The following is a 22,557-nucleotide window of genomic DNA, read 5'->3' as shown; positions in this document are numbered from 1 at the left end:
GTTAGTCGAGGGTGGTGGTGTCCGACGCTGGCTGAGGGACGGATGTTGCGGTCGCCAGCATCGTCTGACGGGTCGTCGGCGTTTCCAGGCTGATGCGTCCCAGCGCTCCGTCGCGGTAATCCTGCAGCAGCGTCAAGGCTGCTTTCTCCAAGTCCGCATCGCCGCCTTTGAGGCGAAAACCGCGCCGCTGGGCGACCGCTGCGATCACCGCCACGCCGTCCATCCCGTCCACGGCGAACTTGTAGCGCTGACTCAGCAGGTCGGGGTAGCGCGCCAGCAGGATGTCCGCCAGAAACGTCGCCACTTCCTCGTCGATCACCGCATTGCGCCCGATGGCATGGCTGGCGGCCAGCATCAGGCCGTCGCTGGCGTGCTCGATCTTGGGCCACATCAGCCCCGGCGTGTCGATCAGCGTCATGCGCTCGTTCAGGTCGAAACTCTGCTGGCTCTTGGTCACCGCCGGCTCATCGCCGACATTGGCCACGCGGCGCTTGAGCAGGGCGTTCATCAGGGTGGATTTGCCGACGTTGGGAATGCCCATGATCATCATGCGCAAGGGCTTGAGCGGCGTGCCGCGATGCGGGGCCAGCGGCAGGCACAGGCCGGGCACCTTGGCGACATCGCCCGGCTTCTTGCACGACAAGGCCACCGCCTTCACGCCGGGCTGCGCGTTGAAATGAGCCAGCCATTGCTGGGTCACGGCAGGATCGGCCAGGTCGGTCTTGTTCAATATCTTCAGGCAGGGGCGCTGCCGGTGCAGGCGCAGTTCGCGGATCATCGGATTACTGCCCGCTTCGGGTACGCGGGCATCGAGCACTTCGATCACGACATCGATGCGCTCCATTGTTTCGGCGGCCTTTTTGCGCGCCGAAGTCATGTGACCGGGGAACCATTGGATAGCCATGCTGGGACATCTGGGATTGGGGACGGGCGATTCTACCTTGTTTGACGCACCTGCTTCGAGCAACCATAATCGGCGCTCGCCACTACAGCTGAAACGCCATGACCGCCATTCGCCAGCAAGACTTCATCGCCAGCATCGCCGACGCGCTGCAATTCATTTCTTACTACCACCCGCAGGACTACGTGCAGGCGCTGGCCGAGGCCTATCGCCGCGAGGAATCGCCTGCCGCCAGGGACGCGATGGCGCAGATCCTGACCAACTCGCGCATGTGCGCGCTGGGTAAACGTCCGATCTGTCAGGACACCGGCATCGTGGTCGCCTTCGTCAAGGTAGGTATGGACGTGCGCTGGGAGGGGGCGACCCTGAGCGTGGCGGAGATGGTGAACGAGGGCGTGCGCCGCGCCTATCTGCATCCGGACAATGTGTTGCGCGCTTCCATCGTGGCCGACCCGGCGGGCAAACGCAAGAACACTGGCGACAACACGCCCGCCGTGGTGCATTTCGAGTTGGTGCCGGGGAATACGGTGGAAGTCGACATCGCGGCCAAGGGCGGTGGTTCGGAGAACAAATCGCGCTTCGGCATGCTGAATCCCAGCGACGACATCGTGGAGTGGGTGGTGAGCCAGTTGCCCGGCATGGGCGCGGGCTGGTGCCCGCCGGGGCAGATTGGCATCGGCATCGGCGGTACGGCGGAGAAGGCCATGCTGCTGGCCAAGCAGGCGCTGATGGAACCCATTTCCATGACCGAGCTGAAGGCGCGCGGGCCGCAGAATCGTATCGAAGAGCTGCGCATCGAAATCTACGACAAGGTCAACGCGCTCGGCATCGGCGCGCAGGGCCTGGGCGGGCTGACCACCATCCTCGACGTGAGCATCCTCGATTACCCCACCCACGCCGCCTCCAAACCCATCGCGCTGATCCCCAATTGCGCGGCCACGCGCCACGTGCATTTCGCGCTGGATGGCAGCGGCGCGGCGGAATTCACGCCGCCGAAGATCGAAGACTATCCCGATGTGCATTGGCACCCTGCGCCGGATGCGTGCCGGGTGAACCTCGACACCGTCACGCGCGCAGACATCGCCCACTGGCAACCGGGCGAGACGCTGCTGCTGTCCGGCAAGCTGCTGACCGGACGTGATGCCGCGCACAAGCGCATGGTGGACATGCTGGCGAAGGGCGAGCCGCTGCCGGTGGATTTCAATGGTCGCTTCATCTACTACGTCGGCCCGGTCGATCCGGTGCGCGACGAAGTGGTCGGCCCCGCTGGCCCGACGACGGCCACGCGCATGGACAAGTTCACCGAGACCATGCTGGCGGAGACCGGATTGATTGGCATGGTCGGCAAATCCGAACGCGGCAAGATGGGCATCGAGGCGATCAAAAAGCACGGCGCGGTCTATCTCATCGCTGTCGGCGGCGCGGCCTACCTCGTCGCCAAAGCGATCAAGAAATCGCGTGTGGTGGCTTTTGCTGATCTGGGGATGGAGGCGATCTACGAATTCGAAGTGAAGGACATGCCGGTGACCGTGGCGGTGGATACGCAGGGCAGGTCGGTGCATGAGACGGGGCCGAAGGAGTGGCAAAGCCGGATCGCCGGGATCCCTGTTAAGGCTGTGTAAGGGAAGAACACGGCTTATCTGGAAGTGAACGTGGAGAATCTTACCGAAAACCGTCGGGGGTAGCCCGACAGCTAGTTACTTCTTCTTGCGTCGCCAAGAAGAAGTAACCAAGAAGAAGGCGACCCCGGTGCGCCGCCCACTTCGTGGGTTCCCTGCGTTGCTCAACCAGACAGGCCTCCTCATAAACTCGCACGATCCGCTACGCGGCCACGTGCTCAAACATATTCGTCGGGCTACTCCTGTCTGGTCTGCGCTACTCAGCGGACGTACAGGGGAGGGCAAGTCAAAGACGGTTTTGTGTGCGCTGCGCGCACGATTGTTTTTTGGTGTTGGTGAGGCGGGCTTTGCCCGCTCACTGCTTTTGGGTTTTGATTTTTCCTCCCTTCTGTGGCGCTGAGGGCGGGCGATAAAATTGGGGAGAAGGCGAGCACTGTTTGAGCACGTGGCCGCGTAGCGGATCGTGCGAGTTGCGCAGCCGCCCAATTTTATTGTCCGACCGAAGGAACCCGCAGAGCGCTACAGCAGGGTCGCCTTCTTTTTGGTCACTTTTTCTTGGTGAACAAGAAAAAGTGAACGGCTGTCGGGCCACCCCCGACGGTTTTGATGTTGAATTAATCCAAACCAGCGGCCTACGTCCATGCTTCGACAAGCTCAGCACGAACGGTATGGCGGTGGCACCCATTGAACCGGCATCCTTCCGTGGATTTATCCCCGCTTTTCGACTATCATGCGCGCCTGTCTCGGTGCTTGGTTTCCTGAGACACGGATTTCAAGAATTGGCGGGTCTCCCCGCATTGCGACATGGTGAACCTGGTCAGGTCCGGAAGGAAGCAGCCACAGCCAATCGTTGCAAGTGCCGGGGGTAAGGCTCGCCTCCCTATTGGCAGTTGGGGCCCGGCGTGGCCGGGTCCGTCGACTAACGAATTTAGCCACTCTTAACGGTTCTGACCTTGTCTGCCTCTTCCGTCCTAGCCCGCAAATGGCGTCCGCGCAGTTTCGCCCAGCTGGCAGGGCAGGAGCATGTGGTGCGCGCACTTTCCAATGCGCTGGAGCAGAACCGTTTGCATCATGCCTATCTGTTCACCGGCACGCGCGGTGTGGGCAAGACCACCATCGCGCGCATCTTCGCCAAGTCGCTCAACTGCGAATCGGGTGTCACGGCCACGCCGTGCGGGGTGTGCAGCGCCTGTACCGAGATCGATAGCGGACGTTTCGTCGATCTGATCGAGCTGGATGCGGCCTCCAACACGCAAGTGGATAACATGCGCGAGTTGCTGGAGAGCGCACTGTACGCACCGACCGTCGGGCGCTTCAAGGTGTACATCATCGACGAAGTGCACATGCTGTCGAAGTCGGCTTTCAACGCCATGTTGAAGACGCTGGAAGAGCCGCCTGCGCACGTCAAGTTCATTCTCGCCACCACTGATCCGCAGAAGATCCCGGTCACCGTGCTGTCGCGCTGCTTGCAGTTCAACCTCAAGCAACTGCCGCCGCAGCTCATCCTGCAGCACTTGCAGCATGTGCTCGGACAGGAAGGCATCGCCAACGAGCCGGCGGCGTTGATGCTGATCGCTCGGGCGGCGCAGGGCAGTATGCGCGACGCGCTCAGCCTGATGGATCAAGCCATCGCGTTCGCGGCGGGCAGCGTGGGCGAGGCGGTGGTGCGCACCATGCTGGGCGCGGTCGATCAGGGGTATCTGCATGATCTGTTGCAGGCACTGGCAGCGGGTGACGGTGCCGGGATGTTGCAGCTCGCTGATGCCATGCAGAGTCGCAGTATCGCGTTCGAGGTCGCTTTGCAGGAGATGGCCAGCCTGTTGCATCGCATCGCCCTGGCGCAGACCGTGCCACAGGCCATCGCCGATGATGAGCCGGAGCGGGTGCGACTGCTGGAATTAGCCCAGCTATTCAGCCCGGAAACGGTGCAGCTGTACTACCAGATCGCCATCCATGGGCGTAACGAGATTGACCTTGCTCCGGACGAATATGCCGGATTCACCATGACCTTGCTGCGGATGTTGGCGTTCAAACCGGCGGGAGCAGGGGCCTTGCCCGAGCGTGCGGCTCTGGCTGTGCCAGTTTCCAGGCCGGCGGTGGCTGCCCCGATGCCACTTGCCGCGCCGGTGGTGCGGGAAATAGCGCCGAGCAGTTATGTAGCTCCGTCCGCCGAGCCATCAGGCGGCGAGCTGGACTGGGTCGCGCTGGTCGCTCGATTGAACCTGCAGGCAATGGCGCTGGAGTTGGCCAAGCACTGCGTACTCGACAGCTATGCCGAGGGCGTGATTACGCTCAGCCTCGCTCCCCAGCAAAAGTTGCTGAGTAGCCGTATGGCGCAGGACAGGCTGCAAGCGGCTTTGAGCGATCATTTCGGTCGTGAGGTGCGCTTGCAGGTCAATCTGGGTGCTGGTGGTGACAAAGTCACACCTGCCGTGGTCGAGCAGCAGGTCAGACAATCGCGCCAGCAGCAGGCAGAAGCCTCCATCGGCGGCGATGATTTCGTGCGCGAGGCCCGCGAGCGGCTCGATGCGCAGCTCGTCGAGAATTCGATCAAACCCATACAACAACAGTGATTTGGAGGAAGTGGCAATGATGAAGGGTGGATTGGGCGGTCTGATGAAGCAGGCGCAACAGATGCAGGCCAACATGAAGAAGGCGCAGGCCGAGCTGGAGACCATCGAGGTCGAGGGCGTGTCCGGCTCAGGCATGGTCAAGGTGGTGATGACCTGCGGGCATAACGTGCGCCGCGTGTCGCTGGACGACAGTCTGCTGGCTGACGACAAGGACATGCTGGAAGACCTGATTGTGGCTGCGTTGAACGATGCCATGAAGAAGGCGGCGACCACCACCCAGCAGCGCATGAGCGGTTTTACCGCTGGGATGAATCTGCCGCCCGGTCTGAATCTGCCATTCTGAGCGGATGAACACACCCACCAGTCTTGAAGCGCTGATCGACGCATTGCGCTGTCTGCCCGGAGTCGGGCCGAAATCCGCACAGCGCATGGCCTACCATCTGTTGCAGCGGGACAAGTCGGGGGCGTTGCGGCTGGCACATACGCTGGAACAGGCGGTGGGTAACTTGCGGCACTGTGCCAAGTGCAACAGCTTTTCCGAGGAAGAAGTCTGCTCTCTGTGCAGTTCCGGCAAACGGGACGACAGCCTGCTGTGCGTGGTCGAGATGCCGGCGGATCTGCTGATGATGGAGCAGACGCAATGCTATCGCGGCATGTATTTCGTGCTGATGGGGCGCTTGTCGCCGCTGGATGGCGTGGTGGCCCGTGATCTGCCGCTGGAGCGGCTGATCCGTCGCGCCCAGGAGCAATCTTGCGAAGTTATCTTGGCGACTAACTTTACGGTGGAAGGGGATGCCACGGCGCACTACCTTGCCACCTTGTTGCGCGCACAGGGCATCAAGGTGTCGCGCATCGCGCGCGGTCTGCCGGTGGGCGGTGAGCTGGAACATGTGGATAGCGGGACCTTGGCACAGGCCGTGCTGGAGCGGCGCGAGGTGAGAGAATGAACGAAGAACAGCAAGGCGAACGGTTGCAGAAGGTGTTGGCGCAAGCCGGTGTCGGTTCGCGCCGCGAGATGGAAGAGTGGATCACCGCAGGCCGAGTGACCGTCAACGGCGAGGTCGCGACCTTGGGCATGCGTGTCCATGAGGGCGACGAGGTGCGCGTCGGCAAGCGCTGGATCAACGTGAAGGCTCCGGGTGCCGAGTTGCCCCGTGTGCTGCTGTATCACAAGCCGGAAGGCGAGATCGTGAGCCGTGACGATCCGGAGAAGCGGGCTACCGTGTTCGACAAGTTGCCACGTCTGCGCGGCCTCAAGTGGATCGCCATCGGTCGGCTGGATTTCAATACCAGCGGCCTGCTGATCTTCACCACCTCGGGCGAACTGGCCAACCGGCTGATGCATCCGCGTTTCGAGGTCGAACGTGAGTACGCCGTGCGCGTGCAAGGCGAGATGACTGTCGAGCAGACGTTGCAGATGACCAAGGGGGGCGGGGTCGAGCTGGAAGACGGTCCGGTGAAGTTCGAGCGACTGGTCGACGAGGGCGGTGAGGGCTTCAATCACTGGTATCGCATCGTCATCAAGGAAGGCAGGAATCGGGAAGTGCGCCGTACTTTTGAAGCGCTGGGCCTGCCGGTCAGCCGCTTGATCCGCGTACGCTTCGGCATCGTCAATCTGCCGCCCAGCATCAAGCGTGGAAAAATGGCTGAGTTGGGCGAGGGCGAGGTCAAACAGGTCATGGAGTGGGCGGGGCTGGAGATTGAGTCATCCCCACCGCCCGTCGTTCCCCCCGGGAAACGCCCTCCGGCCACGGCGGGAGGGGTGAGGCGCGATGATGGGGGGCGGGGGCGACCCGTCGGCAAGGTGCGTCCAGCGCGTGGCGGCCCCCCTGGCTCCGGGGGGCGGTCACGCTGATTACGGAAAACATGCCAAGAATCTTTGCTCGTGGTTATAATTAGGGACGAGTAGTGGAAATTCGTAAGTGGCTCATCATAAATTTAGGGAGAGATTTCATGGCTACGTATAAATCGGGGATGGTGGCGATTGGTTTGTTAGTCGCGTCCAATGTGGCGGTGGCGGGTAATTGGGTACGCAGTGAAGGGGAGAAAGCCATCGGTGCGAACTTGTCCTATGCTACGGCGAATCAATTCTGGAACCAGAACCGGGTCTTGGGGCCATTCGCGTGCGGCACGCACGATAACACTGGACTGGGGCTGAATGCCGAATACGGTCTGTCGTATCACTATACGTTGATTGCTCAGGCCGGTTTACACAAGATCGCTTGCGGCCCCAACAGTGCCAGTGGTTTGGGCGATGTTGCCGTCGGTATACGCGGTCGTTTGGACGCGCTCTCCAATGGCAAGGCGTGGGAGTTGAAGTTGATCGTGCCGGGCGGCTACGATGCTGCGGCACCAGTGCGCCTGGGTTATGGCGAAGTTGGCTTGGAGGCGGGTGCCTATTTTGGGCCACCCTTTGATGCCTATGACGAAGATCCTTACAAGCCAGGTTATTTCCCCAAGCTCGATAGTTACTGGGAATACGGTGGCTTCACGCGCGTCTGGAATGGCGCTCCGGCCACCGAGATTGCCGGCCATGTTAAATGGAAACATGCCATTTCTGATACCTGGAAGATTGGTCCGGCGCTGAATGTCCATTGGACCTTTGGCAAGGGCGATCGCCAGTTCCCGAATCTGTTCGGTAACCGTTTTGCTTATACACGCTCGGTCGTCGTTGGCGTGGAGTTGAGCACTTTGATCGGTGAGCGTACCTCTTTTCACATCACGCCACAGGCTACGGTATGGGGCGAAAATGCCGCCAAATCTGTGGGTGTCTCCGTGGGTGTCAGCAAGGCATTCAAATAAGCTGAATAATGAAGCGACTTGGAGTTGATCTGATAAGAAACGGCGGCAGCTTGCTGCTCGCCGTTTTCGCTTGCGGTATGTCATTGAGTGCGGTTGGGGCCGATGCTCCGCCTGCCGATTTCCCGTTCTTCCCCAAGTCGACACCGTATCTGACAGCTTCGCCTGCCAAGAAGGCCGTCAAGGTCGTGAAGCAGAAAAGCGGTGCGGCGGCACCGGGTTTCGACTATCGCCAGAAGGCTGCCAATGAGGATGCATTAGGCTTCAATATGGAGGCTGGTGGCGACTCACGTAATCTGGAGTACATGGGCCCCTTCGGTCAGATTCTAAATGGCCCGCTGCCGATAGCCAGCATCGAGCTGCAAATGGATGAGGATGAGTCTGTGCTGTTGTTCTACAAGCCGGCTCACGACAATTCCAGCTTTGCGGTCTCCGTACTCAAGGAGGATGGGCAGCAGTTGAAGGGCAGGGTTTCGGTCAAGGGAAGCTCGACGCGTGGTTTCATCAAGAAATCCTTGCTGGTGAAACTGGATAAGGAAAGTAAGGGCGACTGGTACGGTTACCGCAAGATATCGCTCAACTCGATGGCATCTGACCCGAGTATGTTGCGCGAGTGGCTGGCTTGGGATCTGGCGCGTGCCGCCGGGATGAACGTGCTGAACACCTTCTATACGCGGCTTTACCTGAACAAGAAATATGTCGGACTGTTCCTCTTCACCGAGTGGGTGGGGCCCGAGGTGTTTGATCGTGCCGGCTTGGGTACCGATGGGGAGTTGTATCAGCCGAATGATGCGACGCACTGCGGTGATTTGAGTGCCGCCTCGATGGATGGCCCAACTCAGACGACAGGCAAGAAGTTAAACCGGGGAAATAGCTGCTACGAGAAATTCTCTCCGGCAGATGGCAATATGGCCAATCTGGCCCAATTGGCGAATGGCATCACTGCGACACCCAAAGACTCGTATCACGAGTTCGTTGACAGTCATTTCCATAACGACTCCCTGCTGAACTGGATCGTCGTCAATGGCATCCTGACTAATGGTGATACTTACAATAAGAATTACTTCCTGTACTACAGCAACAAAGTCGCACAGTGGGAGGTGATGCCTTGGGATTATGACTTGACCATGGGGCGCAGCTGGGATCCTTATCTGGGCGCGCCGCGTGATGTGTTCAACAGTAACTTCGTGTATTACTATGGCCCGGATATCGGTTTCCCGGGGCAAGCCAAGACCAAGACGCTGGAAGACCCGGTGTTGTTCGAGCGGCTGAAAAGACGGACGGCGCACTTGTTAGGCATAGGTAAACCCTATGGCGACGAGCGTACGTATGGCTGGTTCTCTCCGGAGCGGGTCGCGGCCAGAGTCAACGTGATTCAGAACAATACGATCAACGATGCACAGCAAGATATGTTCTCGTCCAACCGGATCTATTCCTATGACGAGCAAGCCGATGCGATCAAATACTTTGCATTGGCGCACTATGCCTATCTGAAGGCAGCTTCAGTGGGCGATGAGAGCAAGTGGCAGTATGTCTATGATCCTAATCAGCCGATGAATCCTGCACCGACGGTGGCCAGCACCTTGCAGGCGAGTTGGACAGTGCAACGTCCCGGTTATGATCGCCCGCTGGTGGATAAATCGGGCAAGATCGCATCAGTGATCCGAGTGCGTTCCATCTCCAAGCCGGTGACCATCACATCAACGGTCCTCGGTTTCCAGACACCGCCCGCGCTGCCGCCTGAAAGATCGGCCAATCAGTGCTTGAAACGTTCCTGGGAACTGACTACCAAAGGCGGGGGGCCGCTGGTTGCGGATGTGACTTTGGAATATCTGCAGGAAAACTCGCAGAATAGCGATGCCCGTGGCCTGGAAGGCGAGCAGAAGGATTTGCAACTTTGGCTGCTCGATGGCGGCATCTGGACTCCACAGTTCACGCGCGTCAATGTGCTGTCGAAAACCCTGACCGTACGTGAATTGAGCTTGGCAGCGAATCGAACTCTCCGTTTCGTGGCCTGTGTCGACTCCCCGGATGTGCCATCCCAGCAAAGCTCGGGGGCGGTTTCGACCAAGGATGTCAGTGTGCCGACACCGATCGGTAAGGCGTTCCAGCACTTCATCGACAATCTCAAGAAGTAATAGGCCGGGTGTGAACCCGGCCTTGATCTGCCCGCAGTGGAGACTCCATCGGACCCAATATGACAGAAGCCACCCCTTTCCGCAGCGGTTACGTTGCCATCGTCGGACGTCCCAACGTGGGCAAGTCCACTCTGCTCAATCACCTGATCGGCCAGAAGATTAGCATCACCTCGCGCAAGGCGCAGACCACGCGCCATCGCATCCACGGCATTCGCACCGACGAAGACTGCCAATATGTGTTCGTCGATACGCCGGGCTTCCAGACCAAGCACATGAACGCGCTCAATCGCGGCATGAACCGCGTGGTCAACACCAGTCTGCGCGACGTGCAGGTGGTGCTGTTCGTGGTCGAGGCTCGCCATTATGACGAGCGCGATCTGGAAGTGGTGAAACTGCTGCCGGACGAAGTGCCGGTGATCCTGGTGGTGAACAAGGCCGACATGCTTGATGACAAGGCCGAGTTATTGCCTTTCATCCAGAAACTGTCCGCTGATTTTGCCTACGCTGCCATCGTGCCGGTGAGCGCACGCCAGAACAAGCATCTGGATACCTTGCTGCAAGCGGTACGCGAAAAGCTGCCGGAAGGCGAGATGATCTACGCCGAAGACGAGATCACCGACCGCAACGAGCGTTTTCTAGCCTCCGAGATCCTGCGCGAAAAGGTGTTCCGCTTCACCGGCGAAGAGCTGCCGTATTCGGTCAGTGTGGTGATCGAGCAATTCAAGCTCGAAGGAAAGTTACGCCGCATCAACGCTGGCATTCTGGTGGACAAGGAGGCGCACAAGGCCATGCTGATCGGCAGCAAGGGCGAGAAGCTCAAAGAGATCGCCACTCAGGCTCGCCTCGACATGGAAAAGCTGTTCGATGGCAAGGTCTTCCTCGAAGTGTTCGTCAAGGTCCGTAGCGGTTGGGCAGACAGCGCACAGATGCTGCGATCCCTGGGTTATGAATGACCGCTAGCAAACAGCGCGTTCAGGAGCAGCACGCCTTTCTGCTGCACAGCCACCCGTTCCGCGAGACCAGCCTCATCGTGGAAATCTTTAGCCGTGAACATGGCCGTCTGCCTATCGTGGCGCGGGGCGCGCGCCGTCCGCGTGCGGCTTTGCGCGGCGTGTTGATGAGTTTTCAGCCGTTGTTGCTGTCGTGGTTCGGCAAGGGCGAGGTGAAGACCTTGCACAGTGCCGAGTGGCAGGGCGGCCAGCCGCAGTTGCAGGGCACGGCACTGATGTGTGGCTTCTATCTGAACGAGTTGTTGCTCAATCTGCTGGTGCGCGACGATCCGCACGAAGCCCTGTTCGAATACTACCGTCTGACATTGCACCGTCTCGCGCACGAGGACGACCATGCCGCCACGCTGCGCTGTTTCGAGAAACATCTGTTGCAGGAACTGGGCTACGCGCTGGCGTTGGAGCGCGAAGCAGGCAGCGGCAAGCCGATTGCGCCGGACGTGATTTACCGCTATGTTGTCGAGCGCGGTGCACTGCCTGAGGAGGCTGCGCAAGAGGGAATGCCGGTGCGCGGCAAGACCTTGCTGGATATGGCCACCGACGATTACCGCGATCCGCTCACGGCGCAGCAGAGCAAGCAGTTGATGCGCTTGTTGCTGAATCACCATCTGGGCGGGAAGGCGCTGCACACGCGCGAACTGATTAAGGATTTGCAGAAACTATGATCAAACTCGGACTCAATATCGACCACGTTGCCACCCTGCGTCAGGTACGCGGCACCAATTATCCCAACCTGGTGCGTGCCGCGCTCATCTGCGAAGAGGCGGGAGCGGATGCCATCACCATTCATTTGCGCGAGGACCGTCGCCACATCCAGGATGCCGATGTCGAGGTGTTGCGCGGCATGTTGCAGACGCGCATGAATCTGGAATGTGCCGTCACCGAGGAGATGATAGAGAACGCCTTGCGCATCAAGCCGCACGACATCTGTCTGGTGCCGGAGCGCCGCGAAGAGCTGACCACCGAAGGCGGGCTGGATGTGATCCGCCATTTCGAGGCGGTGCGCATCGCGACTGCGCTGTGCACTGCCGCCGGTATCCGCGTTTCGCTGTTCATCGACCCGGACGAGCGGCAGCTCGACGCTGCGCGTGCGGCAGGTGCGCCGGTGGTCGAGATCCACACCGGCAAGTACGCCGATGCCGACAGCGTGCCCGAGCGTGAACATGAACTGGCGCGTATCCGCCACGCCGTGGCGCACGGCCACGCGCTGGGGCTGCAAGTCAATGCGGGGCACGGCCTCAACTATCACAACGTCCGTCCCATCGTCGCCATCCCGCACATCGCCGAACTCAACATCGGCCATGCCATCATCGCCGAAGCCGTGTTCATCGGCCTGGAGGCGGCAGTGAAAAAGATGAAGGCGTTGCTCGTTCCGTGATCCTCGGTATTGGCACCGACATCGTTGCCGTCGCGCGCATCGAAGCCGCGATCCAGCGGCATGGTGTCGCGTTCGCCGAGCGCATTCTGAGTGTGCAGGAACTGGCGGAATATGCCGCTCAGCCCCATCCTGCCCGTTTTTTGGCCAAACGTTTCGCCGCCAAGGAGGCTTGCGCCAAGGCCACCGGGCTCGGTCTGCGCCAGCCCGTCACTCTGCAAAGCATGAGCGTCATCCATGATGAGCTGGGCAAGCCGGCCTTCGCTTTCGATGAGGTATTGCGCGGCTATCTCCAGCAACGAGGTGTGGAGCGCCATCATCTGAGCATCAGCGATGAACGTGAAACCGTGGTCGCATTCGTGGTGCTGGAAGGTCGCTGAGGCGGGCGGATCAGGCTCAGCTGTGCCGTACTCTTCATCGAAAGGTCGGCGGTCAAGATTCCATGCTTGTTTTGAGGGAAGGCCTGTTTTCCGGTATCATTGCGCCCCATGACTAAATTCATCTTCATTACTGGCGGCGTTGTGTCTTCCCTGGGGAAGGGCATCGCCGCCGCTTCTTTGGCCGCGATCCTTGAATCACGCGGTCTCAAGGTCACCATGCTCAAGCTGGATCCCTACATCAACGTGGATCCCGGCACCATGAGCCCGTTCCAGCACGGCGAAGTGTTCGTGACCGAGGACGGGGCGGAGACCGACCTTGACCTTGGCCATTACGAGCGCTTCATCAGCGCCAAGATGCGCAAGGCCAACAACTTCACCACCGGCCAGATCTATGAGAGCGTGATCCGCAAGGAGCGGCGCGGCGAGTATCTGGGCAAGACGGTGCAGGTCATCCCGCACATCACCAACGAGATCCAGGCCTTCATCGAGCGCGGCGCGGCGGCATCCCACAATGGTCAGGCCGATGTGGCCATCTGCGAGATCGGCGGCACGGTGGGCGACATCGAGTCGTTGCCGTTCCTCGAAGCCGCACGCCAGATGGGTCTGCGCAAGAAGCGCGGGACCGTGGCCTATGTGCACCTGACCCTGGTGCCGTACATCGCTACGGCGGGCGAACTGAAGACCAAGCCGACCCAGCACAGCGTGCAAAAGCTGCGCGAGATCGGCATCTCGCCGACCGCCTTGTTGTGCCGGGCCGACCGTCCGATCCCGGACGATGAGCGCGCCAAGATCTCGCTGTTCGCCAACGTGCGTGAAGATGCGGTGATCTCGGTATGGGATGTCGACAGCATCTACAAGATCCCGCAGATGCTCAAGGATCAGGGGCTGGATCGCATCGTCTGCGAAGAGCTGGGGATAGAAGCCCCGGTCGCCGACCTGTCGGTCTGGACCGGTCTGGTCGAAGCACTGGAGCATCCGACGCATGAGATCACCATCGGCATGGTCGGCAAGTATGTCGAACTGACCGAGTCGTACAAATCGCTGATCGAAGCCTTGCGCCATGCCGGTATCCACACTTCGACGCGCGTCAACATCGAATATCTGGACTCCGAGAACATCGAGTCCGACGGGACCGCCTGTCTGGACAAGCTGGACGCGATCCTGGTGCCGGGCGGCTTCGGCAAGCGCGGCACGGAAGGCAAGATCACCGCGATCCGTTATGCGCGCGAGAACAAACTGCCGTACCTCGGCATCTGTCTGGGCATGCAACTGGCGGTGATCGAATATGCGCGCGATGTGGCGGGTATGACCGATGCGAGCAGCACCGAGTTCGACATGGAGACCACCCATCCGGTGGTGGCGCTGATCACTGAATGGCTGGATCGTGACGGCAAAGTGGCGCAGCGTTCCGCCGATTCCGATCTGGGCGGCACCATGCGCCTGGGTTCGCAGCGTTGTCCGATCAAGGCTGGCACACTGGCCCAGCGCATCTACGGCGACGAAGTGAACGAGCGTCACCGTCACCGCTACGAAGTCAATAATCATTATGTTCCCGCGCTGGAAGCCAAGGGCTTGGTGATCTCGGCACGTACGCCGAGCGAAAATCTGCCCGAGATGATGGAGTTGCCCGACCACCCCTGGTTCGTCGGCGTGCAGTTCCATCCGGAATTCACCTCCACCCCGCGCGACGGGCATCCTTTGTTCAAGGCCTTTGTCGAAGCGGCTGTTGCCCATAAGGACGTGCAATGAAGCTGTGCGGGTTTAATGCCGGTCTGGACCATCCTCTGTTCCTGATCGCCGGTCCCTGCGTGATCGAGTCGGAGCAGATGGCGCTGGATACGGCTGGCCAGTTGCAAGAAATCTGCGCGGCGTTGAACCTTCCGTTCATTTACAAGTCTTCCTACGACAAGGCGAACCGGAGCTCGGGAAAGTCCTTTCGCGGCTTCGGCATGGAAGAAGGCTTGCGTATCCTGTCGGAAGTGAAGCGGCAGCTGGGTGTGCCGGTGTTGACCGACGTGCATACCGAGGAAGAGATCGAGCCGGTGGCGGCAGTGGTGGATGTGTTGCAGACCCCGGCCTTCCTGTGCCGCCAGACCGATTTCATCCACGCCGTGGCACGCTGCGGCAAGCCGGTGAACATCAAGAAGGGCCAGTTCCTGTCGCCGTGGGACATGAAGAACGTAGTGGACAAGGCGCGCGAAGCCGGTGGTGCCGACAACATCATGGTGTGCGAGCGCGGTGCGTCGTTCGGCTACAACAATCTGGTGTCGGACATGCGTTCACTGGCCGTGATGCGCGGGACGGATTGCCCGGTGGTGTTTGATGCCACCCATTCGGTGCAGTTGCCGGGCGGGCAGGGCACGGCTTCCGGCGGTCAGCGCGAATTCGTGCCGGTGCTGGCACGGGCGGCAGTGGCGGCGGGCATCTCCGGCTTGTTCATGGAGACGCACCCGAATCCGGCGCAGGCCATGTCGGATGGGCCGAATGCCTTTCCGTTGGGGCATCTGAAGGAATTGTTGGAAACACTGCTGGTGTTGGATGCAGCAGTGAAGCAGCAGGGTTTGATCGAAGAGAAAATCAATTTGAGAAGCGTGTGAGAGAGAGTAGAGAGCAATGAGTGCAATCGTAGACGTAGTGGCAAGAGAGATCCTGGACTCCCGTGGTAATCCTACGGTGGAGGCCGATGTGTTGTTGGAATCGGGCGTGATGGGCCGTGCGGCCGTGCCTTCCGGTGCATCCACCGGTGCCAAGGAGGCCATCGAACTGCGTGATGGCGACAAGAGCCGTTACCTGGGCAAGGGTGTGTTGCGCGCCGTCGAATATGTGAACACCGAGATCGCCGAAGCGATCATCGGTCTGGATGCCTCCGAGCAGGCATTCATCGACCAGACCATGATTGATCTGGACGGTACCGAGAACAAGTCCCGTTTGGGCGCGAACGCCATCCTGGCGGTGTCCATGGCCGTGGCGCGCGCTGCGGCTGAAGATGCTGGCCTGCCGCTGTACCGCTATCTGGGCGGCTCGGCGCGTATGGAGATGCCGGTGCCGATGATGAACATCATCAACGGTGGCGCGCACGCCAACAACAACATCGACATGCAAGAGTTCATGATCATCCCGGTGGGCGCTGACAGCTTCCGCGAAGCACTGCGTTGCGGTGCCGAGGTGTTCCATGCGCTGAAGAAGCTGATCGACGAGAAGGGCATGCCCACCACCGTCGGCGACGAAGGCGGTTTCGCACCCAACCTGCCGAGCAACGAGTCTGCGCTGCAACTGATCGTCGAAGGCATCGAAGCGGCGGGTTATGTGCCGGGCGAAGATGTCGCCATCGGTGTCGATTGCGCCAGTTCCGAGTTCTACAAGGACGGCCTGTACCACATCGAGTCCGAAGGTCTGAAGCTGACTTCGGCGCAGTTCGTCGATTACCTGGCCAACTGGGTCGACAAGTATCCCGTCATCACCATCGAAGACGGCATGAGCGAACACGACTGGGACGGCTGGAAGCTGCTGACCGACCGTCTGGGCGACGACGTGCAACTGGTCGGTGACGACGTGTTCGTGACCAACACCAAGATTCTGCGCGAAGGCATCAAGCAGGGCTTGGCCAACTCCATCCTGATCAAGATCAACCAGATCGGCACCCTGACCGAGACCTTCGCCGCCATCGAGATGGCCAAGCGCGCCGGTTACACCGCTGTGATCTCGCATCGTTCTGGCGAGACCGAGGACAGCACCATCGCCGACATCGCTGTGGCGACCAATGCCTTGCAGATCAAGACCGGCTCGATGTCGCGTTCCGATCGCATGGCGAAGTACAACCAGCTGCTGCGCATTGAAGAAGATCTGGGCGATTGCGCCTCCTACCCCGGTCGTGAGGCGTATTACCAGCTGGGCTGATGCGCATCATCACCGTCATCCTGATCGCCCTGATCCTGCTATTGCAATATCCGCTATGGCTGGGCAAGGGCGGCTGGATGAAGGTACGCGAGTTTGGTCAACAACTTGAGATCGAAAAACAGGCGAACCAGAAGATACAGGAGCGCAACGCTCTGATGGATGCCGAAGTGCGCGATCTCAAACAAGGCACCGAAGCCATCGAGGAACATGCCCGCAGCAAGATGGGCATGATCAAGCAAGGCGAAGTCTTCTTCCAGTTCACCGAAAATCAGCCGGCTCCCGCCTCGGCGGTGGTCGCCGCTCCCGCGCTGCCCAGCCGGGATTGAGCGTCGGCAGTTACTATGCCGACACCGCAGCAACTCCTGCAGGAAATCTTTGGTTACACCGCGTTTCGCGGTGCGCAGCAGGCCATCGTCGAACACGTCATTGCGGGCGGCGACGCTCTGGTGCTGATGCCGACCGGCGGCGGAAAATCGCTGTGTTATCAGATACCCGCCCTGGCGCGTCCCGGCATCGGTATCATCGTCTCGCCGCTGATCGCGCTGATGCAGGACCAGGTCGATGCGCTCAAGCAGTTGGGCGTGTCGGCTGCTTTCCTCAATTCCAGTCTGGATGCCGAAGCCGCCCGCGAGGTGTATCGGCAAGTGCATAACGGCGAGTTGAAGCTGCTCTATGTCGCCCCGGAGCGGCTGATGACCGAAGGTTTTTTGGGGTTGCTGGAGTGGCTGGACGAGCAGGAGAGTATCGCGCTGTTCGCCATCGACGAGGCGCATTGCGTGTCGCAATGGGGCCATGATTTCCGCCCCGAATACCGCGCGCTGACCATTCTGCATGAGCGCTTCCCCGCCGTGCCGCGCATCGCGCTCACCGCCACCGCCGATGCGCCCACGCGCCACGAGATCGTCGAGCGCCTTGCGCTGGAGCAGGCGAAGCAGTTCGTCTCCAGCTTCGACCGTCCGAACATCCGCTATCGTGTCACGCAGAAACTCAATGCACGCAATCAGTTGCAGGCGTTTCTTGAGTCTGAACATCCGCAGGATGCGGGCATCGTCTATTGCCTGTCGCGCAAGAAGGTGGAAGAAACTGCTGCCTGGCTGAAAGAGCAGGGCTGGGATGCTTTGCCATATCACGCCGGGCTGGATGCCGCCACGCGCCAGGCCAACCAGAGCCGCTTCCTGCGCGAGGAGGGCGTGATCATGGTGGCCACCGTTGCATTCGGCATGGGCATCGACAAGCCCAATGTGCGCTTCGTCGCCCACCTCGATCTGCCCAAGAGCATGGAAGGTTACTATCAGGAAACGGGTCGCGCCGGTCGCGATGGCTTGCCAGCCAATGCGTGGATGGCTTACGGTCTGGGCGATGTGGTGTCCATGCGGCAAATGCTGCTATCTGGTGACGCGCCCGAGGAGCGTAAGCGGGTAGAGTTGCAGAAATTGGATGCGCTGCTAGGCTACTGCGAATCCACCGAGTGCCGCCACCAGACCATCCTGCGCTACTTTGGCGAGCAACATCCCGGCGATTGTGGCCAGTGCGATAACTGCCTTGAGCCGGTGGACACCTGGGATGCCACCCAGGCCGCGCAGATGGCGCTGTCCTGCGTGTATCGCACCGGCCAGCGCTTCGGCGTGGCCCACCTCATCGACGTGCTGCTGGGAAAGCAGACCCCCAAGGTCGAGCAGTTCGACCACCAGCGCCTGTCCACGTTCGGCATCGGCCACGCGCTCACGCAGCAGCAGTGGAGCAGCGTCTATCGGCAGCTGGTCGCCGCCGGATTCATCGCCGTGGACATGGAAGCGTATGGTGGCTTGCGCCTTGCCGAGTCGGCCCGTCCCGTGCTGCGCGGCGAGCAGTCGGTGTGGCTGCGCCGCGATGCCGAGCCGGTCAAGCGGCGCAATACCAAGGCCGAACGCGGCTCGCGTCTGCGCGAAGCGTTTGCCGATGCCCATGACGACCCGCTGTGGCAGGCGCTCAGGGTCAAGCGCATGGAGCTGGCCAAAGAGCAGGGCGTGCCGCCTTACGTCATCTTCCACGACAGCACGCTGCTGGAGATCCTCAACCGCCGTCCGCAGTCGCTCACCGAGCTGGGGCAGATCAGCGGCATCGGTCAGGCCAAGCTGTCACGCTATGGCGACGACTTCCTGCGTGTGCTGGAAGAGGCGGCGAACGGGCGCTGAGTGTTGCCGCTCGCCGGACTATGAGGCAAGATGCGCGCCTCGATAATTCAACCAACGTAAGAGAGCAGAGTCATGGGCGCACAGTGGAAATCTAAACACAAAGAACTCGCAGCCAACGCCAAGGGCAAGATCTTCGGCAAACTGGCCAAGGAAATCATGGTGGCGGCGCGCGGTGGCGCCGATCCCTCGGCCAATTCCCGTCTGCGGCTGGTGGTGGAGCAGGCCAAGAAGGCTTCCATGCCCAAGGACACGCTGGATCGCGCCATCAAGAAGGGGGCCGGTCTGCTGGATGGCGGCGCGCAACTGGAGCGACTGGTGTACGAGGGTTTCGCGCCGCACCGCGTGCCTGTGATCGTCGAATGCCTGTCCGACAACGTGAATCGCACCAAGTCCAGCATGAACGTGCTGTTCCGCAAGGGGCAGCTCGGCGCGGAAGGCTCGGTTTCGTGGGATTTCAGCTACGTCGGCATGATAGAAGCGACGGCCAGCGCTGGAGCTGACATCGAACTGGCCGCCATCGAAGCGGGCGCACAGGATTTCGAGGCGGCGGACGAAGAGGGCACGGCGCTGTTCATTACCGACGCGACCGATCTGGATGCAGTGTGCAAGGCGCTGCCGGAGCAGGGCTACACCGTCACTTCGGCCAAGCTCGGCTATCGCCCGAAAAACCCGGTGACGCTGAGCGGCGATGTCGAGCGGGAAGAGGTCGAGGCCTTTCTGGAAGCCATCGACGGCGACGACGACGTGCAGAATGTCTATGTAGGTTTGGCCGGTTAGCCACCCGGCGCAACACTCCAATCAGGCAGGCCGGGCTGCTAGAGCAGCCCGCAATGGCGGAAGTTATTCCTCTGTGGGGCGTCTGAACAGGGCCGGGATCTGGGTCTTTGAGCGGGCCGTCGGCAGCTCCGGCTTAGGTGCCGGCTTCGCCACGCTCACACTGGGTTCGTAAGGCCGGTCGAACCAGGGATCATGGCTGGGCTTACGGTGAGTGGGCGTGTGATACTCATGCTGGCGCTCGGGGCGGTCACCACGCGGCGCACGCGCAGAGCCGACCGGCTGTGCGACATAGCGCTCTTTGGGGATCTCTTTCTTGATCAGCTTCTCGATCTCGACCAGATACTTCTCTTCCTCCGGCGAGACCAGCGAGATGGCCGTGCCGGAAGCGCCCGCGCGACCGGTCCGGCCGATGCGGTGCACGTAATCCTCGGCAGCGTGCGGGATCTCATAGTTGATGACCATGGGCAGGCTGTCGATGTCCAGGCCGCGAGCTGCCACGTCGGTGGCGATCAGTACGGTGACTTTGCCCTGCTTGAACGCATCCAGCACCTGGATGCGTTCGGACTGGCTCTTGTCGCCGTGGATGGCATCGGCGGCCAGACCATCGCGCTGCAACTGGCGCGCCAAGCGGCTGGCGGTGAGCTTGGTCTTGGTGAATACGATCACCTGCGTCGCATCGCTGCCACGCAGTAGCTGGGTGAGTTGGGCATGCTTGTCGCCGGATTCCACCAAAAACACCTTTTGCGTGATGTTGTCGTTGGAGGCGTTGCTGCGCGCCACCTCGATCAGCGTCGGGTAGATCAGGAAATCCTGGGACAGCTTCTTGATCTCGTCCGAGAAGGTGGCCGAGAACATCAGGCTCTGGCGGGTGCGCGGCAGCAGGGCGAGGATGCGTTTCAGATCGGGCATGAAGCCCATGTCCAGCATCCGGTCCGCTTCATCGAGCACCAGCATCTGCACCGTGTTCAGCTGGACTGACCTCTGCTCGATGTGATCCAGTAAACGGCCCGGTGTCGCGACCAGCACCTCGACCCCGTTCTTGAGGTGTGGGGTCTGTGATTTGATGTCCACCCCGCCGAACACCACCAGCGAACGCAGCTTGGTGTGTTTGGCATAAGCCTTGATGTTCTCCTCGACCTGGATCGCCAATTCGCGTGTAGGCACCAGGATCAGGGCGCGTACCGGGTGGCGCGCGGGCGAGGTGCTGGAGCTGGCGTGGGGCAACAGCTTCTGCAGCATGGGCAGCGCGAACGCGGCGGTCTTGCCGGTGCCGGTCTGCGCGCCCGCCATCAGGTCGTGATTGTCCAGCACCAGCGGGATGGCCTGCGCCTGGATCGGCGTCGGCGTGGTGTAACCGGATTCGGTCAGGGCGCGGAGTATCTCCGGCGCAAGTTTCAGATCAGCGAAACTGATGGTGTTCAATACGGTAGCCTTTCAGCGTAAGGTCTGTGGGGCGAAATCAGGGACCTTCTCCGTGCGATCCCGCCATGTGCGAGACTACTCTGATAATATCCCCCGCAGGACGCGACCCACTCCACGATGCGCCTGCATGGCTTGCTTCTGGCGTCCCCGACAGGAATCGAACCTGTAATTGACCCTTAGGAGGGGCCGGTTATATCCATTTAACTACGGAGACGGCGGGGCGCATTCTAGCGGAAAACTACTCGCTTTACTGGATAAACCCGCAAGCCATGGACAACGGATGAAACATAGATTGCCGCGCACGGTACTGATACTTGGGTTGGTCAGCTTCTTCAATGATCTCGCTTCCGAGATGGTGACACCGTTCATTCCTATCCTGGTGGCCACCGTGCTGGGGGGCGGGCCGGTGGTGTTGGGGTTGATCGAGGGCATGGCGGATGCGGTGGCGAGTTTTCTCAAGCTCTGGGCGGGACGTTATTCCGATTCTGGCAGCGGGCGGCGCAAGCAACTGACCTTGCTGGGTTATGGCATCTCCAATCTGGTGCGGCCCCTGATCTCGCTGGTGACCGGGTGGGGCGTGCTGATCGTCCTGCGCAGTCTGGATCGGGTGGGCAAGGGGATACGCAGCGCACCGCGTGATGCTTTGCTCGTCTCGTCGGTGCAGAAGCAACACCACGGTCATGCCTACGGTTTTCAGCGCGCGCTCGACAATGCAGGTGCCATGGGCGGCAGCCTGATCGCCATCGCAGCGCTGACGTGGGGCGATTGGAGCATCCCGCAGATCATTTCCTGGTCCTTTTTGCCGGGGGTGCTGGTGATGGCATTGCTGTTCTGGGGCGTGCAGGAGCCGCCCAGGCTGGAGGTCGAGACCGAGCAGTTGCGCGCGGCACCGCTGGCCTGGTCCGCCCTGTCGCTACCGACGCGGCACTACTTGCAGGTCCTGGTGGTGTTCACCTTCGCGCGCGCTTCCGAGGGCTTCATCCTGTTGCGAGCCAATGAGATGGGTATGAGCATCGTGCAGGTGCTGTTGCTGTGGGCCGCGCTGAACATCGCCAAGTCATCGACCTCGATCTACGGCGGGCGGCTGGCCGATGCGTTCGGGCTGGACAGGCTGACCATGTTGGGCTGGATCGGCTACGGCCTGAGCTTCATCGCCATCTCCCAAGTGCTGCATACCGATGCACTGTGGTTGGCGGTGATCGTCTACGGCCTGGTCACCGGGCTCAGCGAGGGTTCGGAGCGGGCCTTGATCAGCGTCCGGGCGCACGAGCATGAGCGCGGTACGGCGTTCGGCTGGTATCATCTCGCCGTTGGCCTGAGCGCCATCCCGGCGGGCGTCTTGTTCGGCACGCTGTGGCATTATCAGGGGGCCAGCTTAGCCTTCCTGTGTGCCGGATTGCTGGCGCTGGTCTGTGCGTGGATGTTGCGGTCCGGCTTGGACTCTCGCTCGTGAGATTCCCGCTCCCATAGACAGTTACCTCAAGAAGTTAAGGAT

20 protein-coding genes, 1 tRNA gene and 1 other RNA gene are annotated in these 22,557 nt (G+C 60.8%); 19 read left to right on the top strand and 3 right to left on the bottom strand.

The window, feature by feature from the left end:
* Window position 1: 1 nt before the first annotated feature.
* Complete coding sequence (ylqF, locus tag DM08_RS05475; protein ID WP_081908781.1) at window positions 2–904, bottom strand: ribosome biogenesis GTPase YlqF; 903 nt, start codon at window positions 902–904, stop codon at window positions 2–4.
* Between the two features lie 98 nt (window positions 905–1,002).
* Between ylqF and DM08_RS05470 the strand changes: the two genes are divergently transcribed.
* The 18 genes from DM08_RS05470 (at window position 1,003) to DM08_RS05390 (ending at window position 19,640) form a co-directional block, all read left to right on the top strand.
* The gene (locus tag DM08_RS05470) at window positions 1,003–2,523 is read left to right on the top strand and encodes a fumarate hydratase (protein ID WP_035383618.1); all 1,521 of its coding nucleotides are present in this window, start codon (window positions 1,003–1,005) and stop codon (window positions 2,521–2,523) included.
* Window positions 2,524–3,301: 778 nt separating this feature from the next.
* Window positions 3,302–3,400, top strand: an RNA gene (gene ffs / locus DM08_RS12510) — signal recognition particle sRNA small type.
* A 73-nt stretch (window positions 3,401–3,473) separates the two neighbouring features.
* The gene (gene dnaX, locus DM08_RS05465; RefSeq protein WP_035383617.1) at window positions 3,474–5,093 is read left to right on the top strand and encodes a DNA polymerase III subunit gamma/tau; all 1,620 of its coding nucleotides are present in this window, start codon (window positions 3,474–3,476) and stop codon (window positions 5,091–5,093) included.
* A gap of 16 nt (window positions 5,094–5,109) precedes the next feature.
* Complete coding sequence (locus tag DM08_RS05460; RefSeq protein ID WP_035383616.1) at window positions 5,110–5,436, top strand: YbaB/EbfC family nucleoid-associated protein; 327 nt, start codon at window positions 5,110–5,112, stop codon at window positions 5,434–5,436.
* A gap of 4 nt (window positions 5,437–5,440) precedes the next feature.
* Window positions 5,441–6,040, top strand: a complete 600-nt coding sequence (gene recR, locus DM08_RS05455) for a recombination mediator RecR (RefSeq protein WP_035383615.1) — start codon at window positions 5,441–5,443, stop codon at window positions 6,038–6,040.
* A complete protein-coding gene (rluB, locus tag DM08_RS05450) occupies window positions 6,037–6,948 on the top strand; it encodes a 23S rRNA pseudouridine(2605) synthase RluB (RefSeq protein ID WP_081908780.1) in 912 nt (303 codons plus the stop codon). The genes recR and rluB overlap by 4 nt, the downstream gene beginning before the upstream one ends.
* 98 nt (window positions 6,949–7,046) lie before the next feature.
* Window positions 7,047–7,895 (top strand): hypothetical protein, encoded by an 849-nt coding sequence (locus DM08_RS05445; protein WP_152555783.1) that lies wholly within the window; start codon window positions 7,047–7,049, stop codon window positions 7,893–7,895.
* 8 nt (window positions 7,896–7,903) lie between these two features.
* A complete protein-coding gene (locus DM08_RS05440) occupies window positions 7,904–10,030 on the top strand; it encodes a CotH kinase family protein (protein WP_081908779.1) in 2,127 nt (708 codons plus the stop codon).
* 59 nt (window positions 10,031–10,089) lie between these two features.
* Window positions 10,090–10,983, top strand: coding sequence for a GTPase Era (gene era / locus DM08_RS05435; protein ID WP_035383612.1), 894 nt, complete (start codon window positions 10,090–10,092; stop codon window positions 10,981–10,983).
* On the top strand, window positions 10,980–11,702 hold the full coding sequence (gene recO / locus DM08_RS05430) for a DNA repair protein RecO (RefSeq protein WP_035383611.1): 723 nt from the start codon (window positions 10,980–10,982) through the stop codon (window positions 11,700–11,702). The genes era and recO overlap by 4 nt, the downstream gene beginning before the upstream one ends.
* Entirely contained in the window at window positions 11,699–12,415 is a 717-nt protein-coding gene (pdxJ, locus tag DM08_RS05425) for a pyridoxine 5'-phosphate synthase (protein ID WP_035383610.1), read from the top strand. The genes recO and pdxJ overlap by 4 nt, the downstream gene beginning before the upstream one ends.
* A complete protein-coding gene (acpS, locus tag DM08_RS05420; protein ID WP_035383609.1) occupies window positions 12,412–12,792 on the top strand; it encodes a holo-ACP synthase in 381 nt (126 codons plus the stop codon). Before pdxJ ends, acpS begins: the two co-directional genes overlap by 4 nt.
* A 108-nt stretch (window positions 12,793–12,900) precedes the next feature.
* A complete protein-coding gene (locus DM08_RS05415; protein WP_035383608.1) occupies window positions 12,901–14,541 on the top strand; it encodes a CTP synthase in 1,641 nt (546 codons plus the stop codon).
* Complete coding sequence (kdsA, locus tag DM08_RS05410; protein ID WP_035383607.1) at window positions 14,538–15,389, top strand: 3-deoxy-8-phosphooctulonate synthase; 852 nt, start codon at window positions 14,538–14,540, stop codon at window positions 15,387–15,389. Before DM08_RS05415 ends, kdsA begins: the two co-directional genes overlap by 4 nt.
* Window positions 15,390–15,405: 16 nt before the next feature.
* The gene (gene eno / locus DM08_RS05405; protein ID WP_035383606.1) at window positions 15,406–16,689 is read left to right on the top strand and encodes a phosphopyruvate hydratase; all 1,284 of its coding nucleotides are present in this window, start codon (window positions 15,406–15,408) and stop codon (window positions 16,687–16,689) included.
* On the top strand, window positions 16,689–17,015 hold the full coding sequence (ftsB, locus tag DM08_RS05400) for a cell division protein FtsB (RefSeq protein ID WP_035383605.1): 327 nt from the start codon (window positions 16,689–16,691) through the stop codon (window positions 17,013–17,015). The genes eno and ftsB overlap by 1 nt, the downstream gene beginning before the upstream one ends.
* Window positions 17,016–17,030: 15 nt before the next feature.
* Window positions 17,031–18,863 carry a DNA helicase RecQ gene (gene recQ / locus DM08_RS05395; protein WP_035383604.1) on the top strand — a complete coding sequence of 611 codons (1,833 nt, stop codon included), beginning with the start codon at window positions 17,031–17,033 and terminating at the stop codon, window positions 18,861–18,863.
* Window positions 18,864–18,935: 72 nt separating this feature from the next.
* On the top strand, window positions 18,936–19,640 hold the full coding sequence (locus DM08_RS05390) for a YebC/PmpR family DNA-binding transcriptional regulator (protein WP_035383603.1): 705 nt from the start codon (window positions 18,936–18,938) through the stop codon (window positions 19,638–19,640).
* A 63-nt stretch (window positions 19,641–19,703) separates the two neighbouring features.
* Here DM08_RS05390 and DM08_RS05385 read toward each other — a convergent pair whose 3' ends face one another.
* Together DM08_RS05385 and DM08_RS05380 are read right to left on the bottom strand one after the other, a co-directional pair.
* Window positions 19,704–21,062, bottom strand: coding sequence for a DEAD/DEAH box helicase (locus tag DM08_RS05385; protein WP_035383602.1), 1,359 nt, complete (start codon window positions 21,060–21,062; stop codon window positions 19,704–19,706).
* A gap of 139 nt (window positions 21,063–21,201) precedes the next feature.
* Window positions 21,202–21,276: transfer RNA gene (locus DM08_RS05380), tRNA-Arg, on the bottom strand.
* A 66-nt stretch (window positions 21,277–21,342) separates the two neighbouring features.
* Here DM08_RS05380 and DM08_RS05375 point away from each other — a divergent pair.
* The gene (locus DM08_RS05375) at window positions 21,343–22,515 is read left to right on the top strand and encodes an MFS transporter (protein ID WP_035383601.1); all 1,173 of its coding nucleotides are present in this window, start codon (window positions 21,343–21,345) and stop codon (window positions 22,513–22,515) included.
* The last annotated feature ends 42 nt before the right edge of the window (window positions 22,516–22,557 follow it).

Source organism: Ferriphaselus sp. R-1, assembly GCF_000746095.1.
GTDB lineage: Bacteria > Pseudomonadota > Gammaproteobacteria > Burkholderiales > Gallionellaceae > Ferriphaselus.
This window is presented reverse-complemented; position numbering and strand designations above follow the sequence as displayed.

What these genes read in the sequence shown, in the direction of transcription:
- ylqF (WP_081908781.1), bottom strand. Translation starts at nt 904, where the DNA reads ATGGCTATCCAATGGTTCCCCGGTCACATGACTTCGGCGCGCAAAAAG.
- DM08_RS05470 (WP_035383618.1), top strand. Translation starts at nt 1,003, where the DNA reads ATGACCGCCATTCGCCAGCAAGACTTCATCGCCAGCATCGCCGACGCG.
- DM08_RS05460 (WP_035383616.1), top strand. Translation starts at nt 5,110, where the DNA reads ATGATGAAGGGTGGATTGGGCGGTCTGATGAAGCAGGCGCAACAGATG.
- recR (WP_035383615.1), top strand. Translation starts at nt 5,441, where the DNA reads ATGAACACACCCACCAGTCTTGAAGCGCTGATCGACGCATTGCGCTGT.
- rluB (WP_081908780.1), top strand. Translation starts at nt 6,037, where the DNA reads ATGAACGAAGAACAGCAAGGCGAACGGTTGCAGAAGGTGTTGGCGCAA.
- DM08_RS05445 (WP_152555783.1), top strand. Translation starts at nt 7,047, where the DNA reads ATGGCTACGTATAAATCGGGGATGGTGGCGATTGGTTTGTTAGTCGCG.
- DM08_RS05440 (WP_081908779.1), top strand. Translation starts at nt 7,904, where the DNA reads ATGAAGCGACTTGGAGTTGATCTGATAAGAAACGGCGGCAGCTTGCTG.
- era (WP_035383612.1), top strand. Translation starts at nt 10,090, where the DNA reads ATGACAGAAGCCACCCCTTTCCGCAGCGGTTACGTTGCCATCGTCGGA.
- recO (WP_035383611.1), top strand. Translation starts at nt 10,980, where the DNA reads ATGACCGCTAGCAAACAGCGCGTTCAGGAGCAGCACGCCTTTCTGCTG.
- pdxJ (WP_035383610.1), top strand. Translation starts at nt 11,699, where the DNA reads ATGATCAAACTCGGACTCAATATCGACCACGTTGCCACCCTGCGTCAG.
- DM08_RS05415 (WP_035383608.1), top strand. Translation starts at nt 12,901, where the DNA reads ATGACTAAATTCATCTTCATTACTGGCGGCGTTGTGTCTTCCCTGGGG.
- kdsA (WP_035383607.1), top strand. Translation starts at nt 14,538, where the DNA reads ATGAAGCTGTGCGGGTTTAATGCCGGTCTGGACCATCCTCTGTTCCTG.
- eno (WP_035383606.1), top strand. Translation starts at nt 15,406, where the DNA reads ATGAGTGCAATCGTAGACGTAGTGGCAAGAGAGATCCTGGACTCCCGT.
- ftsB (WP_035383605.1), top strand. Translation starts at nt 16,689, where the DNA reads ATGCGCATCATCACCGTCATCCTGATCGCCCTGATCCTGCTATTGCAA.
- recQ (WP_035383604.1), top strand. Translation starts at nt 17,031, where the DNA reads ATGCCGACACCGCAGCAACTCCTGCAGGAAATCTTTGGTTACACCGCG.
- DM08_RS05390 (WP_035383603.1), top strand. Translation starts at nt 18,936, where the DNA reads ATGGGCGCACAGTGGAAATCTAAACACAAAGAACTCGCAGCCAACGCC.
- DM08_RS05375 (WP_035383601.1), top strand. Translation starts at nt 21,343, where the DNA reads ATGAAACATAGATTGCCGCGCACGGTACTGATACTTGGGTTGGTCAGC.